This window comes from Rhodococcus sp. NPDC003383 (genome assembly GCF_053589115.1).
The window spans coordinates 67,967-83,222 of record NZ_JBSFRG010000029.1; the positions used below are offsets into that span (position 1 = coordinate 67,967).

Genomic DNA, 15,256 nt, shown 5'->3' on the forward strand with positions numbered 1-15,256 from the left:
GGACTTCGATGAACATCGACGACATGGTGATGATCAGCATCGACGACCACGTGGTCGAACCCGCTGACATCTTCGAGAAGCACTTCCCCAAGAGCCTGATGGACCAGGCTCCCAAACTCACTGCCAACCCGCGCAACCCCAACGTGCAGGCATGGCAGTTCCAGGGCACGATCGTCGGCAGTTCCGGCCTCAACGCCGTGGTCTCGTGGCCCAAACAAGAATGGGGCATGGATCCCACGGGCTACGCCGAGATGCGACCCGCCGTCTACGACATGGATCTGCGGGTGCGCGACATGGATGCCAACGGCACCCTCGCCGCGACCCTGTTCGCGACCTTCCCAGGCTTCGCAGGCACCCATCTGGCGAGCCTGCCCGACAAGAAGCTGTCCCTCGCCGCGTGCAAGGCGTTCAACGACTGGGTCGTCGGCGAGGTCCCCGACGCCCATCCCGGACGGTTCATCCCGATCGGCATCATCCCGTTCTTCGACGTGGGCGAGTCGGTCGCCGAAATCCACCGCATCGCCGCGATGGGATGCCGCTCGATCAGCATTCCCGAGACCCCCTACGGCGTCGGCGAGGGATTCCCCGACTTCAAGTCCGGCTACTGGGATCCGATCTTCCGGGCGTGCGTCGAGCACGGCATCGTCCTCAGCCTGCACATCGGCGGCGGCATCAACCTGGTCAAGAGATCCCGGAGCTTCGACATCGACGACATGCTGATGCTGACTCCGCTGATCTCGACCATCGCCGCCACCGACATCATGCTCAGCGGAGCATTCCGGAGGTTCCCGGAGCTCAGGGTCGCCATGAGCGAAGGCGGCGTCGGGTGGGTCGCACCGTGGCTCGACCGGCTCGAACGCCACATCGTCAACCAGTCCTGGACCGGAGTGAGCTTCCTACCCGACGGCATGTCCCCCACGGAGGTCTGGCGGAACAACTTCCTGGCCTGCTACATCACCGAGCCGAGTGGCCTGAACAACCGCCACCGCCTGGGAATCGACACGATCGCATGGGAATGCGACTACCCCCACTCCGATTCGACCTGGCCGAGATCGCCGGAAGTCCTGAAGGCCGAGCTGGACGCCGCCCGGTGCACCGACGAAGAGATCGACAAGATCACCTTCGCCAATGCCGCGCGGTTCTTCGGCTGGGATCCGTTCGCGCACATCCCGCGCGAGCAGGCCACCGTCGGCGCACTGCGAGCACGGGCCACCGATGTGGACATCAGCGAGACGTCCAAGGAGGAGTACCGCCGGCGCTACGAGCTCGCGCACCCCTGAGCCCTCCGGGACTCGACATCCGATCCGCTTCGACCGAGAAGGAACATCCATGACAGACACCCCACAGCTGTCCGGCAAGGTCGCGATCGTCACCGGCGCCGGAGGCGGGATCGGCCGGGCCTATTCCCGGGGTCTCGCCGAAGCCGGGGCAGCGGTGGTTCTCGCAGACGTCAACCTCGATTCCGCGACCGCGGCCGCCGAGGAAATGACAGCCGCGGGTCATCGCGCACTCGCGGTCCGTGTCGACGTCAGCGACGAAGCGAGCACGACCGAGATGGCGGCAACCGCGGCGGAACACTTCGGGTCCGTCGACATCCTGGTGAACAACGCGGGCCTGATGGCCGAAGTCGTCGGCGAGGGGACGCTCACCACGATGGAGCTCGACCTCTGGAACCGCACGCTCGGCGTCAACCTGACGGGCCCGCTGCTGTGCACCCGCGCCGTGGTGCCGTACATGAAGGAACGCGGCTACGGCAAGATCGTGAACCAGTCCTCGAGCGGTGCCTTCATGGCCGCACAGGCATACGGCATCACCAAGCTCGGGCTGGTGAGTATGACCGTGTCGCTGGCCCGCGAGCTGGCGCCGTTCGGAATTCGCGTGAACGCCATCGCACCCGGAATGGTCAACACCGAAGCCGGTTCGATCGCATCACCGCCGGAACTCAAGGAAATGGTCAAGCACGCCATCCCGTTCCCTTTCGGCGAACCGGAGGAACTCGTCCCCGGTCTGCTGTACCTCGTGTCCTCGGGAAGCGACTGGGTGACCGGCCACACCCTCAACATCGACGGCGGCTGGGTCATTCGCGTCTGAATCCCTTGTTCGACACAACTTCTCACAGACAGGAACACCAATGAAGCACTACCTGCTCGTCGAGTCGTACCCCTCCCACCCCGAGCGGCTGGAAGAGTTCAACAAGTGGTACGACGAGGTCCACATCCCCGAGGTGGTCGCGCTCGACGGATTCGTGGGCGCCACACGCCTCAGCCCGGCCGACGCCGACGGCGGCCCGTCGGTCACGCTGTACGAACTCGAGGGCGATCCCCACGTGGCCAAGGCCAACGTCCATGCCGCGGCGGCGGCGAAGCAGCTGAACATGTCGGACTCGTTGAGCTACGGTCCCATCCCGAAGATGCGGATCATGGAGGTGAAGTCCGTGTACTCCAAGTCCTCCGGATAGCCCGTGCCCGTGCGTGGTTTCGGTAGTCACCGCTACCGAAACCACGCACGAGGGTCAGGGGCGCACACCTCCGAATTCGCGCAGCCACTTCAGGCCCGGCTCGCGGGTGCGGGTGATGCCCTTGTAATCGGCCATGTCCTCGGGCAGTTCGTCGAGCACACGGTAGAGACGGTCGGCCCATTCGGGCACCCGGGCGATGTCCTCGAACGGCAGCAGGTACGTGCGGATGAGGAACATGATCGCGCCGGATGTACCGAGGCGCACAAGGTGCTGGACTTCGACGCGCAGGTGCAGCCGCCGCCCCACGTCTTCGAGAGGTCCCTCGGCGAGCAGTCGCCGGTCCCGGCCCCATTCGGGATAGGTCTCGGTGGACTGGTCGAGCCGGCGATCGACGCTGAGCGACCAGTTGGTGCGCCGGTAGCACTGTCCCGGCTGCAGCCCCATGAGGAACTGCTGGGCGCGCGGGATCACCCCTTCGGCATGGACACGCGGTACCGGACCGTGGATCTGGAGAAAACTCATGCCGACGTCGAAGCGCAGCGACCAGTCGGCCGCGAAGGTCACCAGGCCTGCGTCACCCCACAGCGCTCCCTCGCGCTGGTCGAGCAACACGACGTCCTCCTGGATCTGCCTGCCGATGAAGCGCAGCGGAGACTCGGGAAGCGTGGACCGCTCACCGAAGACGAAGGCCTGCTCGACGTCGAGCACCCGGTTGCTCCAGCGCAGGATCGCGCCGTCACGGTCGAGCGCGAACGTGCGCGGGTCGGCGTCGGTGAGCATCCGCATGAGCGTGACCATCGCGTCCCACTGCGCGATCTCCATGTGCGGAAGGGATTGGAAGCGAGTGTGATCGGCAGCGAGAATGCGCTCACGCTCGGCGAGGTCGTCGAGGTAGCAGCCGTCGACGTCGACGGGATGCCTGCCCCATCCGCCCGCAGCAGTTTCCACCACGCTTCCGGCGGGTTCGACGTTGGTACTGTAGCGGTAGGTGTCGCGGGCGAACGGAAACGGGAAACGTGCAATCCGATCCGGAAGGTCGGTGCCGCTGTCACGGATCGCGAAATCTATTGTTGCACTCACAGATCCAACTCCAATCTCTCTGCGCTCGCGCGGGAGACACACGGCATCAGGCAATCCCCCGCTTCCTTCTCCGCCTCACCGAGATACAGGTCGCGATGGTCGATCCCACCACCGGTAGCGGGCAGGCGGCATTCGCCACACACGCCCTGCCGGCAGAGGTTGGGTACCGCGATCCCTTCGGATTCGAGTGCTTCGAGCAGGCTCACGCCGGAGTCGACCACGACATCGAGACCACTGCGGCGCAGGTGCGCGGTGAACGGCGCGCCCGGGTCGAGCGCGCCGACACCGAAGTGCTCGTAGTGGACCCGCGCGTCGGGCCATCCGGCGGCCCGGGCACGCGTTGCGAGGTCGTCGATGAGACCGGACGGGCCGCAGACGTACATGTGCGCCCCGATGGGCTGATCCAGCAGCACGGAGTCCACGTGGGCACGGAAGCGATCCTTCGAATCGTAGGTCCGCAATCGGTCCCCGCAGAGTTTCCGCAGTTCTTCGAGGTGGGGGCCGTCCCCGTCGCGGAAAACGTAGTGCACCTCGAACGAGCGCGCCCACTGCACGGCGGCGCGGACGTGGGACAGTATCGGGGTGACTCCGATGCCACCCGCGACGAGCACGTGGTGCCGGGCCGTGAGGACCGGAGCGAAAGCGCTACGCGGGGTGGAGATCGAGACACGATCGCCGACCCTCAGGTCCTGGATCCACCGCGACCCGCCGCGTCCGGATTCCTCGAGCCGCACCGAGATCGCGTAGTGGTCGGGTTCGAACGAGGGACCGGTCAGCGAATAGGAATTGCGCCGCGCTCGCCCGTCGGGTCCCGTGCCGCACGCGACGACGACGTGACTGCCGGGAGTGAAGGACGGCAACGACCGACCTCCCGGATCGGCCAGGCGAACGTGCCGGACGGTGGGAGACAATTCGATCGTGTCGGTGACCGACAGATACAGGTCCGTCTCGGCACGCGCATGCCCTGCCGAGGCATCCGACATCAGCGTCATCAGAGTTCCTCCGCATCGATCATGTAGCCGAGATAGGCGCCGTGCAGGCGCGAAACATGGTGGTAGACGACCAGTTCCGATGCACAGGTCGGACATGTCGTGCACTGTCCGATCCCGACCTCCGCGAGATGCGTGGCGTGACAGTGCGCGCAGTAGACGCTGCGCGTCGTCACGTCGATCGGAACGGGGAGGATCTCGGCGTCGAGAAGTCCTCCGGCCACGGCCGCCGCTCGCGCCGACAGCACTGCAGCCTCCGGCCCGACGAGAACCAGTCGCCACCCCACCCGGGCGGCACTCAGTTGACGTTCGAGGACCTCCGCCGCGGTGTCACCCCACACGGTCGGCAGTCGTAACCAGCCGACTCGACGGCCTCCGAAGGACGACACGAGACTCCGCGCTTGCGCGAGTGCGGCGTCACCGAAGGACAGAATGGTCACCGAGCGTCCGCCCTCTGCGATGCGCCGCTCTTCCTCCCATCTCGGCACGCTGGTGGTATCCATACAGACGCTCATCGCATCACCTACGGCGCGAAGGACCGGTGGCCGACGTAGAACGCGAGCGCGCCCTCGGGGGTGGTGAAGCGGATGCGAGATCCCTTGGGAAAGAAGATCGCATCGCGAGCTCGCGCGATCTCGACCTGCCCGGTGTCGAGGTTCTCGAGGCGGAACTCGCCGTCGAGAACCACCTTCATCTCGTCGTACTCGTACATGTAGTCGAGCGGAGCCTCGGTGGGTTCGAGGGCGAAGTACCCCGCCGCCATCTCCGATCCGTCGGGGTTCGGATAGACGTCGTCGATGTACCCCTTCGTTCCCGGGAATTCGTCGAGCGACATCTGCGGGAGCGTCTTCCAGAATCCGGAGGTCACCCGGAAAACGGGTGCTGTGGTCGTGGTCTCGGACATGAGAACTCCTCGGAAAGGAATGCGCGAACGCGCGCTGTGCGGCGAAACGTCGATCGCTGACGTGAAACACACGATAATGCGAAGAAACGCAGCGATGGGTTGCCGCTCGGTTAACGCGTGTAACCGATTCCTCTCGGAAGCACGACTTTCGGGCCGCGGGCCATGAAGCCCGCGGCCCGAACGAAGAGTTCGTCAGTGGCCGGATCCGAAGAAAGCGCGGTGCCAGATGCGCGTGACGATCTGCGCTCCCTGCTCGACCGGCATCGGAGACCGCTGGAGAGCATCCTGGGCATACCAGACGTAGGCGGACTGTTCCACCATGCACGCGGCGGCCTCGACCACGCCCCGCACGTCGAGACCGCCGACCGTGTCCATGCCACACTTCACCTTGAGCACGGTGGTGAACCGGTCGATGTGCCGATTGCGCATCGACCACCAGATCTCGCGGAAACGCGGGTCGACGCTCGCAGCCTCGACGAGAGTCCGCATGATGTCGCGGTTTTTGTAGTAGTGAGACAGGTAACCGGTGTTCGCTTCGAGCAGCGCCTGGTACGGATCGTCCTCGATGCGGTGCTCGGTCGCACCACTGGCACGGAACAGATCGTCGTGCGTGTCGGCGATCAACGTCGCAAACAGGTCCTCCTTGTCACTGAAGTACCTGTACAACCCCCCGAGCGACATCCCGGCTTCCGTCGCGACGCCACTCATGGTGGCGCCGACGTAACCGTCGCGAGCAAAGACCGAGCGCGCCGCTTCCAGCAGCTTGGTGCGGGTACGGCGCCCCTTGGTGGTGTTCGGCAGGTGCGACATGTCCCTCCTTTCGTTGCGGGCATCGTAGCCGTTCAACACAATGTTCATCAGAGTTAACAAAAAAGCGACGTCACTCTCTTGACGTGAGCCACGTTACTACTCCAGAATCGTTTCATCGACATCGCGTCCCTTCCCGCGACGCCTCTTTTGCTTCTTCATCCGGCTTCCACCGAAACGGAGTCCCCCGTGAATTCCCGCGCAACCACTCTCGCCACCGTCGTGCCGGGCCACACCGCCGGCACCCGGACTCCCCTCGAACTCTTCCTCGACCACCTCGAGCGCGATCCCCACGCCCTCGCCGTCTGCGACGACCGAGGACACGCCCTGTCCCGCGCCGAACTGTGGGAGCTGGCCGGCGAGGTCGAGCAGGAACTTGCCGTCCATGGTCTGGGCGAAGGCGATCTCGCCATCGTCTGCATGCCCAACTGGACCGAGTGGATGACGTCCTATCTGGGTGTCGCGCGACGCGGGATGATCGCCGGCACCCTGCCGGTGACCACCGACCCCCGATCCATCGCCTACACCGCGAACCTCGTGGGTGCGAAGGTTGTCGTGCTTCCCCTCGAACATCGCGGCCGCGACTTCGTCGCCGAATCCGAGGTTCTGGCAGAAGAACTCGGACGCGAGGTGAAGATCCTCCTCGTCGACGGTGACGGAACCCGCACCTGGCGCACCTTCGGCGGCGCACCGGTGACGATCCCGGCCTATCCGGACGACCTGGTCCACGTGCTGTTCTCGTCGAGCACCACCGGAAAGTCGAAGGCGATCGCACATTCCGAGGCGAGCCTGAGCGCCTACAACCGGATGGTCATCGACCGCTACGAGGTCTCCGGTGAACGGCCGATCTTCATGCCCTCCCCGCTCGGTCACAGCACGGGCTTCTGGCACGGCGCCCGGATGTCGCTGATGACGGGTGCCTCCCTCGTCCTGCAGGATGCCTGGAAGCCCCGCCGGGCGCTCGAGCTCGTCGAGAAGTACGGCTGCGAGATCACCGTGGCCGCAACTCCTTTCCTCAAGGACATCGTCGACACCGAATGGGATTCCACAGCACCCAAGCTGGCCGGGATGCGGATCTTCCTGTGCGGCGGCGCCCCCGTCGCCCCGAGCCTCATCGAACTGGCGCAGGAACAGATGCCCGACACCCGTATCGCGGCGATCTGGGCGATGAGCGAGGGCGGCGCGACCTCGAGCCTGCCGGGCGACTCCACGGAGCTCGTTGCGCACACCTGTGGCAAGGTGATGCCCGGCGTGACGCTCGAGACGATCCGCGAGGACGGCACGCTCGCACCGCGCGGGACCGACGGTGAAATCGTCATGCGTACCCCGTCGCTCTTCCTCGGCTACATCGGCCAGGAACAGCTCTACCGCGAGTCGTTCACGAACGACGGCTGGTTCCGCACCGGCGACACCGGAATCGTGGACGACAACGGCTACCTGCGTCTGACCGGACGTCTCAAGGACCTCATCATCCGCGGCGGCGTCAACATCTCCCCCGTCGAGATCGAGAACGCCGTCTCGGGGCACCCGCAGGTCGCGCGCGTGGCCGTCGTCGGCAGCCCCGACGACCGGCTCGGTGAACGGATCTGCGCGGTGATCCAGCCGCTCGGCGCCGCCCCGACCTTCGACGAACTCGTCGGATGGCTCGCGGATCGCGACGTGCCTCGGAGGTTGTGGCCGGAGTCGATCCGCATTCTGCCCACCATGCCGGAGACCCCCGCCGGGAAGATCCGCAAGAACGTTCTCAGAGAACTGATCTCGTCAGGAGAAGATATGACCAGCAGCACCGTCGACCTCACGACGCAGACCGTCACGCTCCGCGACATCGACGTGACCTACACCCGCGCCGGTGAGGGCCCCGCGGTCGTGCTGATCCACGGACTCGCCGAAGATCACCGCAGCTGGCGCGCCGTCCAGGAAGCCGGACTGCCGGTGACCACCTACGCCTACGACCTCCGTGGGCACGGACGCACCACCGTCGGCTCGCCCGCCGGCACGCTCGCCCAGCTGCGCGACGATCTGATCGCCTTCCTCGAAGAGGTCACCGGTCCCGCGATCTGCGTCGGCTTCTCTCTCGGCGGCACCGTCGTCCTCTCCGCCGCAGCCGAGCGCCCCGACCTCGTGACGAAGGTCGTCGCACTGGGCACCTCGAGTGTCGTCGGCCGCGGAGCGGCAGGCTTCTACGCCGGCCGCATCGAACTCTTCCGCGGCACCGACGCCGAGGAGCAGCGCACCGCCCTCCGCGCCGATACCGCTGCTGCCCTGCACAACCCGGACTCCGACCTCGACGCCGTCACGGACTTCCGGCTCGAAGCCGTCGGCGAGGCGCAGGGTTACATCAACGCCTCCACCGCCATGGCCGCACTGGTCGAGTCGCCGCTCACCCCCGAGTTGGCCCGGATCGGGAGCGAGACCGAGGTCGCGATCGTCGGTGCCGACCACGACACCTTCTGCCCGAAGAAGGCCGCGGACATCATCCTCGGCGCGATCGAGCACGCCACCTACTCCGAGATCACCGGTGCCGGCCACCTGATGCTCGTGGACCAGCCCGAGCAGTCGATCGAGACGCTTCGCCGACTTCTCCCCTGAGAAGCCCCACCGATCAATCACTTCCAGAACACCGTCCTTCCGAAAGGCTCCATGATGCAAGAACGTCCCACCGCCCTCGTCACCGCCGCCGCGGGCGCAGGAATCGGCGCCGCCATCGCCACCCGCCTCGCCGCCGACGGTTTCGATGTCGTCATCACCGACGTCCACGAGCGCCGCAGCCACGAACTGGCCGCGAAGCTGGCCGGCGAGCACGGACGCGACTTCGACAGCTACGTCCTCGACGTCACCGACGAGGCCCGGGTCGAGGCCGTCGTGTCCGAGATCGCCGCGAAGAAGGGCCGCCTCGACGTTCTCGTCAACAACGCCGGCTGGAGCAAGATCGAGCCCGTCGCCGAGATGTCCTCCGAGACCTGGAAGCGTTGCCTCGATGTCGACCTGAACGGCACCTTCTACACCATGCGCTACGCGCTTCCGGTGATGCAGAAGAACAACTCCGGCGCAATCGTCAACATCAGCTCGATCGCCGCCTACGAGACCAGCACGGAGCACGGCGCCGCCTACTCCGCAGCCAAGGCCGGTGTCCTCGCCCTCACCCGCGTCGCCGCCGCCGAGAACGGCAAGCACGGCATCCGGGTCAACGCCATCACCCCGGGCCTGATCTACAACGACTTCCTCCGCAAGATCTACCCGGACGAGTTCTTCTCCGGCTACGCCGAGAACCGCTCCCTCGTCGGCCGTGTCGGCCGCCCCGAGGACGTCGCCGGGCTGGTGTCGTTCCTGGTCGGACCCGACGCCGGTTACGTCACCGGCGAGGTCTACGGCATCAGCGGTGGGGTGCACCCGCATGGCTGAGAACCCGCTGCACCTGCCCATCCGTGAGCTCACCGACGCCTACGCGCGTGGTGACCTGAACCCCATCGACGTCACCGAGGAGGTCCTCGACCGGATCGAGCGATTCGATCCGGAGGTGCGCGCCTACGTGACGGTCACGGCCGATCTGGCTCGTTTCCAGGCGGCCGACGCGGCCGATCGGTACTCCCGCGGGGAGCGCGCCCCGCTCCTCGGGGTCCCGGTATCCATCAAGGACGCCTTCCACCTCGCGGACACGGAGACCGGCCTCGGATCGCTGACCCAGCGCGGGCGCGTCGCCCGGTCGGATTCCGGTGCCGTCGCCCGCCTGCGTGCAGCGGGTTCCGTGATGCCGGGCAAGACGAGCGTTCCCGAGTTCTGCCAGTCCGCCACCAGCGACAACCTGCTCGGTCCCGAGACCGGCAACCCGTGGGATCCGACGCGGACCCCGGGCGGTTCGAGTGGCGGCGCGGCGGCCTCGGTCGGTGCCGGCCTCGCCACGATCGGACTCGGTTCGGACGGCGGCGGATCCATCCGGATCCCCGCGGCCTTCAGCGGCCTCGTGGGATACAAGCCGACCACCGGTTTGTGTGCGGACGAGCGCGGCTTCCGGGCGATGACGGACTTCGTCACGGCCGGTCCGCTCGCCTGGACGGTGGACGACGCCCGCATCATGACCGAGATCCTCGCCGAGACGAGTTTCGCCCGTGCCTCGGTACCGAACCGACGGATCGCCTTCTGCCCACGTCCGGACGGACGTCCCGTCGATCCCGCCGTCGTCCGCACGGTCGAGGCCGCCGCCTCCATCCTGTCGGATCTCGGTCACGAGGTCGTCGAGACCGACATCCCGATCCACGGCTGGAACGAGATCTTCGGGCCCCTCGTGCTCGACGACGAACTCCGCGAGCGGGCGCATCTGCTCGAACGTCCGGAACTGCTCACCCCGTACGAACGCGCAAGCCTGCGCGCCGCGGAGCAGCTGACCAGCGCCGAGGTCGCCCTCGCACGCGAGGCACTGGGTGATTTCCGCCGCCGTGTCGACAGCTTCCTGCACGACTTCGACGCGATCCTCACCCCCACGGTCGCGACCGTTGCGTTCCCCCACGAACAGCGGCCGAAGACGATCGACGGCGAGAAGGCGGACTGGTTGTGGGGCGCCTTCCCCTTCACCTCGCCGTTCAATGTCGCTGCAACACCTGCGATCTCGCTTCCCGCGGGGACCTCGGAAGGACTGCCGATCGGTGTCCAGCTGGTCACCGCTCGCGGCCGCGACGCCGACCTGCTGAACCTCGCGGAGTCCCTGGAGTCGGCACTCGGTTTCGACTACGCTCCGGTGCGCGAGCGCTGGGCGTCCCGGCCGGTCCCGGAGCCGGTGTCGTGACCGCCGGGCTCGACTGCCGGCGCCACGGGGGCGTCCTCGAGATCGTCCTCGACCGTCCGGACCGGCGCAATGCTCTCTCCCGGGAACTTCTCCGCGAACTCCGCCGGGTCTTCACCGACCTGCCGGACGGAATCCGTGCCGTGGTCCTCACGAGTTCGGGACGGGTGTTCTGTGCGGGCGCGGACTTCGCCGATCTGACAGGCACTTCCGCCGACCTCGACTACGACCGGGATCTCGAGGACGCATGCGCCTCGATCCGCAACAGCGCGGTTCCCGTCGTCGCCGTCGTCGACGGGGCATGCGTCGGCGCCGGTGTCGAGCTCGCCACCTCGTGTGACGTCCGGATCGTCGGCCCGCGAGCATGGTTCCGGGTCCCGGCCGTCGAACTCGGGTTGCTGTACAACCCGGCGTCGATCCGCCGGGTCCACGCCACGCTGCCCCGCACGACGGTCACCCGGCTGCTGGTGCTCGCCGAACGATTCGACGCCGACGACGCGGTACGCAGCGGACTGGCCACCCATTCCGCGGACGGGGATCCGCGCGAGCACGCTCTGACGCTTGCGGAGCGGCTCGTCGGTCTCCCGGAGGACGCCCTCTCCGCGACACGGGACCTGCTCCGCAGACTCGACGACGGAGACTACGACGACGCCGCATGGCAGGCCACTCGAATCCGCTTGATGGACAGCACCGCTCGACACGAGGCCGTCGCCGCGGCCTCCGAGCGGCACGGCGCCTCCGCCTCCTGACACCCTCTCCACCCCAAGGAAAGCTCATGAACGCAGTTGCCTCCCTGAAGGGCTACGACCTCGGTAGCCGTGTCGTCTCGTACGACGAATCCGACGCGATCCTCTACGCGCTGTGCGTCGGCGCGCGCCCGGACCAGCTGCCGCTGGTCTACGAGCGGGATCTGCACGTGTTGCCGACCTTCGGCCTGGGTCTGGGCCTGTGGGCAGTCGAGGAGGCCGGCGAGCTCGGCGCCTACGACCGGCTGAAGTCGCTCCACGCGGCACAGCAGCTGACGGTCCATGCGCCCTTCCCTCGCTCGGGCAAGCTCGAGATGCGTGCCCGCGTCGCCGACGTCTGGGACAAGGGATCCGCGGCGACCGTCGACATCGCCGTCGAGTGCGAGCAGTTCACCGCGACCTACGCGATCCACCTGCCCGGCTCGGGCGGCTGGGGCGGTGAACGCGCACCCTCCGCGCCGCGGATCGATCTCGAATCCGCTCCGTTCCGGCAGGATTCCCACATCGCCGCGAACCTGCCGGCCCTGTACCGCCTCACCGGCGATCTGCATCCCGTCCACATCGACCCGGAGGTCTCTTCGGGCTACGGCTTCGAACGACCCATCCTGCACGGTCTGTGCACGCTGGGCATCGCGGCACGCACGGTCGCCGAGGCCGCCGGAGCCCAGCCGTGGGAACTCCGGGAGCTCCGAGCCCGGTTCGCGGCGCCGGTTCTGCCCGACGCCACGCTGACCGTCCGGGCACAGGCCGCCGGCACGAACGTCGACTTCGACGCACGCATCGGCGACACCGGTGTCCTCTCGGGCGGGCACGCGGAATTCTGACCGCACCACCACGTTCGACCCCCAGCTCTACAGAAGGAAACTCCCCCGCTCCACAGGAAAGTCCCGCCGAAAGGGCACATCCATGACCGCACACGCCGCTTCCAGCTTCGGAACCAAGCAGCAAAAACGCGCGTTCCTCGCCAGTCTCGTCGGCACCACCGTCGAGTGGTTCGACTTCTTCATCTACGCCACGGCCGCCACGCTCGTCTTCTCGACGATCTTCTTCCCGAAGCTGGGATCGAATGTCGGCATCCTGGCCTCCTTCGCGACCCTCGGTGTCGCCTTCCTCGCCCGCCCGGTCGGCGCGTTCATCTTCGGCCATCTCGGTGACCGCCTGGGCCGCCGCACGACGCTGATCACGACGCTGACCGTGATGGGTGCCTCCACCGGCCTCATCGGTCTGCTGCCCACCTGGGAGCAGGTCGGCATCTGGGCTCCCGTCATGCTCACCGCCCTCCGCTTCCTGCAGGGTGTCGCGGTCGGCGGCGAGTGGGGCGGTGCCGTGCTCATGAGCGTCGAGAACGCGCCAAAGGCCCGGGAGCGCTTCTACGGATCCGCTCCGCAGATCGCCAGCCCGCTCGCGCTGGTTCTGGCGACCGTCGTCATGTACTTCGTCGCCCGGATGCCCAACGAGCAGCTGATGTCCTGGGGATGGCGGATTCCGTTCCTCGCCGGCTTCGTTCTCGTGGTCATCGGCCTGATCATCCGGCTCGGTGTCGAGGAGTCGAGCGAGTTCACCGAGGTGAAGGAGACGGGTTCGGTCACGGACCGCCCCATCCTCACGGTTCTGCGGACGTTGCCGGGTCGAGTCCTCGCCGGCATCGGCCTGCAGGCCAGCGTGATCGTGCTGTTCTATCTGATCACCACGTACATGCTCACGATGGCGACGAACGTCCACGGGTTCTCCAAGAGCGACACACTGATGATCCTGCTGGTCGCCGCGACCATCGACCTGTTCGCGATGGTCGGCGTCGGCATCCTGTGCGACCGCCTGTCGGCGTGGACCGTCTTCATCGGCGGCGTGGTGTTCACGGGCCTGTTCGCCTTCCCCCTCTTCCTGCTGTTCAACACGGGAAACATGGGGCTGATGATCGTCGCGTTCTCGGCTGCCCTCGTCCTCGGTCACGCCACCACCTATGCCGTGGTGTCGAGCATGACCGCCGACCTGTTCCCCACCGAGGTCCGGTACAGCGGTGTCGCCCTGTGCAGCGCGTTCTCGGGCGTCGCCTGGGCGGCTCCTACGCCCCTGGTCGCCGCTGCTCTGGTACCGACGGACGGATCGAAGCACTGGTGGCCGCTCGCCGCGATCCTGGTCGTCACCGCCGTGATCTCCTTCGTCGCAGCGGCTTCCATGCGCCGTCATTTCACCTCCGGAACGGCGGGCGATCACGACGACGAGTCCCGGGACACCCGAGTCCGCGTCGGCGAACCCGCCTGATCGGCACCCTTTCCATTTCGACCAGGAGATCTCCATGACTGTGATGCTCAGCGAGGAGCAGCGCGAGTTCGGGACTGCCGTCCGCGAATTCTGCCGCCGTGAGGTGGGCACGCGCGAACAGCGCGACAAACTCACCGACTGCGGCCGGGAAGGGCACAGCCTCGAGCTGAACCGGCGGATCGCCGAACTCGGCTGGGCTGCGATCAACATCCCCGAGGAGTACGGCGGAGCCGGCGGCAACCACGTCGATCTGTGCGTCCTGCTCGAGGAGCTCCACCGCGGCCTGGCCCCGGTCCCGTGGCACGGCACGACTCTCATCACCGCCGGGATCTACACCAAGTTCGCGAGCGAAGAGCTCAAGCGGACGGTGCTGGGCCGGCTCGCCGAGGGTGCGGCGCTGGCGATCGCGATGTCCGAGCCGGAGGCCGGATCCGATGTCGCAGCGCTGTCCTGCCGCGCCGAGCGCACCGCGGACGGCTGGGTGATCAACGGCCAGAAGACGTGGATCACCAATGCTCATCAGGCCGACAGCATCCTGCTGGTCGCCCGCACCGAGCGGGGCGAGAAGAAGCACCACGGGCTCACCATGTTCCACGTTCCGGCCGACACGCCGGGGCTGACGATCAAGGGCATCGACACGCTGGGCGGCACCGAGGTCAACGACCTCTACTTCACCGACTGCGTGCTGCCCGCCGACTCGGTGGTCGGGGAGGTCGGCCAGGGATGGGCCCAGCTCATGCCCGGCCTGGCGACCGAACGGCTGATCCTCGCCGCGCAGATGCTCGGCGTCGCCGAACGCGCCTTCGACGACGCTCTGGCGTTCGTCTCCGAGCGCATCCAGTTCGGCAATCGGGTCGGCTCGTATCAGGCGATCAAGCACCGCATCGCCGATCTCGCCACGGAGCTCGAGTGCACCCGTCTGCTCGTCTACAGCGTCGCCCACCGCGCCGATGCCGGTGACGATCCGCAGGGCCTGGCCCGCGCGTCGTCGATGGCGAAGCTCAAGGCGACGGAGGTCGCGAAGAACACTGCCCTCGAAGGCATGCAGATGATGGGCGGCTACGGCTACTCCACCGAGTTCGACATGGCGCAGCACGTACGAGCTGCTCTCGGCGCCACGATCTACGGCGGCACCAACGAGATCCAGCGCGACATCATCGGGAACTCGTTCGGCCTCCGGTAGAGCACCCTTTTCCGAACACCGCAGCGGCGGGACGGCCATCGGCCGTCCCG

15 protein-coding genes are annotated in these 15,256 nt (G+C 67.0%); 10 read left to right on the forward strand and 5 right to left on the reverse strand.

Annotation, left to right across the window (positions count from 1 at the left end; genetic code table 11):
* Positions 1 to 8: 8 nt before the first annotated feature.
* Genes ACWDTS_RS22200 through ACWDTS_RS22210 form a run of 3 tightly spaced genes read left to right on the forward strand, consistent with a single transcriptional unit; the run spans position 9 to position 2,458 of the window.
* Entirely contained in the window at positions 9 to 1,280 is a 1,272-nt protein-coding gene (locus ACWDTS_RS22200; RefSeq protein ID WP_450119044.1) for an amidohydrolase family protein, read from the forward strand.
* Between the two features lie 49 nt (positions 1,281 to 1,329).
* Positions 1,330 to 2,091 carry an SDR family oxidoreductase gene (locus ACWDTS_RS22205; RefSeq protein ID WP_450119045.1) on the forward strand — a complete coding sequence of 254 codons (762 nt, stop codon included), beginning with the start codon at positions 1,330 to 1,332 and terminating at the stop codon, positions 2,089 to 2,091.
* A gap of 40 nt (positions 2,092 to 2,131) precedes the next feature.
* On the forward strand, positions 2,132 to 2,458 hold the full coding sequence (locus tag ACWDTS_RS22210) for a hypothetical protein (protein WP_450119046.1): 327 nt from the start codon (positions 2,132 to 2,134) through the stop codon (positions 2,456 to 2,458).
* Between the two features lie 54 nt (positions 2,459 to 2,512).
* Here the strand turns inward: ACWDTS_RS22210 and ACWDTS_RS22215 are convergent, their stop codons facing one another.
* The 5 genes from ACWDTS_RS22215 to ACWDTS_RS22235 form a co-directional block, all read right to left on the reverse strand.
* Positions 2,513 to 3,538 (reverse strand): heme-dependent oxidative N-demethylase family protein, encoded by a 1,026-nt coding sequence (locus tag ACWDTS_RS22215; RefSeq protein WP_450119047.1) that lies wholly within the window; start codon positions 3,536 to 3,538, stop codon positions 2,513 to 2,515.
* Positions 3,535 to 4,530 carry a PDR/VanB family oxidoreductase gene (locus tag ACWDTS_RS22220; RefSeq protein WP_450119048.1) on the reverse strand — a complete coding sequence of 332 codons (996 nt, stop codon included), beginning with the start codon at positions 4,528 to 4,530 and terminating at the stop codon, positions 3,535 to 3,537. The genes ACWDTS_RS22215 and ACWDTS_RS22220 overlap by 4 nt, the downstream gene beginning before the upstream one ends.
* Entirely contained in the window at positions 4,530 to 5,030 is a 501-nt protein-coding gene (locus tag ACWDTS_RS22225) for a dimethylamine monooxygenase subunit DmmA family protein (RefSeq protein WP_197250126.1), read from the reverse strand. Before ACWDTS_RS22225 ends, ACWDTS_RS22220 begins: the two co-directional genes overlap by 1 nt.
* Before the next feature lie 20 nt (positions 5,031 to 5,050).
* Positions 5,051 to 5,431, reverse strand: coding sequence for a cupin domain-containing protein (locus ACWDTS_RS22230; RefSeq protein ID WP_197250125.1), 381 nt, complete (start codon positions 5,429 to 5,431; stop codon positions 5,051 to 5,053).
* A 192-nt stretch (positions 5,432 to 5,623) separates the two neighbouring features.
* Entirely contained in the window at positions 5,624 to 6,241 is a 618-nt protein-coding gene (locus tag ACWDTS_RS22235) for a TetR/AcrR family transcriptional regulator (RefSeq protein WP_450119049.1), read from the reverse strand.
* Between the two features lie 186 nt (positions 6,242 to 6,427).
* On the opposite strand from ACWDTS_RS22235, the gene ACWDTS_RS22240 reads away from it, so the two are divergent.
* The 7 genes from ACWDTS_RS22240 (at position 6,428) to ACWDTS_RS22270 (ending at position 15,206) form a co-directional block, all read left to right on the forward strand.
* Positions 6,428 to 8,827 (forward strand): alpha/beta fold hydrolase, encoded by a 2,400-nt coding sequence (locus ACWDTS_RS22240; RefSeq protein ID WP_450119050.1) that lies wholly within the window; start codon positions 6,428 to 6,430, stop codon positions 8,825 to 8,827.
* Positions 8,828 to 8,878: 51 nt separating this feature from the next.
* Positions 8,879 to 9,640 carry an SDR family NAD(P)-dependent oxidoreductase gene (locus ACWDTS_RS22245; protein WP_450109484.1) on the forward strand — a complete coding sequence of 254 codons (762 nt, stop codon included), beginning with the start codon at positions 8,879 to 8,881 and terminating at the stop codon, positions 9,638 to 9,640.
* A complete protein-coding gene (locus ACWDTS_RS22250; RefSeq protein WP_197250122.1) occupies positions 9,633 to 11,018 on the forward strand; it encodes an amidase in 1,386 nt (461 codons plus the stop codon). The genes ACWDTS_RS22245 and ACWDTS_RS22250 overlap by 8 nt, the downstream gene beginning before the upstream one ends.
* A complete protein-coding gene (locus tag ACWDTS_RS22255; protein ID WP_450119051.1) occupies positions 11,015 to 11,764 on the forward strand; it encodes an enoyl-CoA hydratase/isomerase family protein in 750 nt (249 codons plus the stop codon). The genes ACWDTS_RS22250 and ACWDTS_RS22255 overlap by 4 nt, the downstream gene beginning before the upstream one ends.
* Positions 11,765 to 11,790: 26 nt before the next feature.
* A complete protein-coding gene (locus ACWDTS_RS22260; protein ID WP_450119052.1) occupies positions 11,791 to 12,585 on the forward strand; it encodes a MaoC/PaaZ C-terminal domain-containing protein in 795 nt (264 codons plus the stop codon).
* Between the two features lie 82 nt (positions 12,586 to 12,667).
* Complete coding sequence (locus tag ACWDTS_RS22265) at positions 12,668 to 14,023, forward strand: MFS transporter (protein ID WP_450119053.1); 1,356 nt, start codon at positions 12,668 to 12,670, stop codon at positions 14,021 to 14,023.
* A 34-nt stretch (positions 14,024 to 14,057) separates the two neighbouring features.
* On the forward strand, positions 14,058 to 15,206 hold the full coding sequence (locus ACWDTS_RS22270; RefSeq protein WP_197250117.1) for an acyl-CoA dehydrogenase family protein: 1,149 nt from the start codon (positions 14,058 to 14,060) through the stop codon (positions 15,204 to 15,206).
* Positions 15,207 to 15,256: the final 50 nt, after the last annotated feature.

Excerpts from the sequence above, each read along its gene's own strand:
- ACWDTS_RS22260 (WP_450119052.1), top strand. The coding sequence starts at position 11,791 with ATGAACGCAGTTGCCTCCCTGAAGGGCTACGACCTCGGTAGCCGTGTC.
- ACWDTS_RS22235 (WP_450119049.1), bottom strand. The coding sequence starts at position 6,241 with ATGTCGCACCTGCCGAACACCACCAAGGGGCGCCGTACCCGCACCAAG.
- ACWDTS_RS22220 (WP_450119048.1), bottom strand. The coding sequence starts at position 4,530 with ATGACGCTGATGTCGGATGCCTCGGCAGGGCATGCGCGTGCCGAGACG.
- ACWDTS_RS22230 (WP_197250125.1), bottom strand. The coding sequence starts at position 5,431 with ATGTCCGAGACCACGACCACAGCACCCGTTTTCCGGGTGACCTCCGGA.
- ACWDTS_RS22265 (WP_450119053.1), top strand. The coding sequence starts at position 12,668 with ATGACCGCACACGCCGCTTCCAGCTTCGGAACCAAGCAGCAAAAACGC.
- ACWDTS_RS22245 (WP_450109484.1), top strand. The coding sequence starts at position 8,879 with ATGATGCAAGAACGTCCCACCGCCCTCGTCACCGCCGCCGCGGGCGCA.
- ACWDTS_RS22250 (WP_197250122.1), top strand. The coding sequence starts at position 9,633 with ATGGCTGAGAACCCGCTGCACCTGCCCATCCGTGAGCTCACCGACGCC.
- ACWDTS_RS22270 (WP_197250117.1), top strand. The coding sequence starts at position 14,058 with ATGACTGTGATGCTCAGCGAGGAGCAGCGCGAGTTCGGGACTGCCGTC.
- ACWDTS_RS22225 (WP_197250126.1), bottom strand. The coding sequence starts at position 5,030 with ATGGATACCACCAGCGTGCCGAGATGGGAGGAAGAGCGGCGCATCGCA.
- ACWDTS_RS22200 (WP_450119044.1), top strand. The coding sequence starts at position 9 with ATGAACATCGACGACATGGTGATGATCAGCATCGACGACCACGTGGTC.
- ACWDTS_RS22210 (WP_450119046.1), top strand. The coding sequence starts at position 2,132 with ATGAAGCACTACCTGCTCGTCGAGTCGTACCCCTCCCACCCCGAGCGG.
- ACWDTS_RS22205 (WP_450119045.1), top strand. The coding sequence starts at position 1,330 with ATGACAGACACCCCACAGCTGTCCGGCAAGGTCGCGATCGTCACCGGC.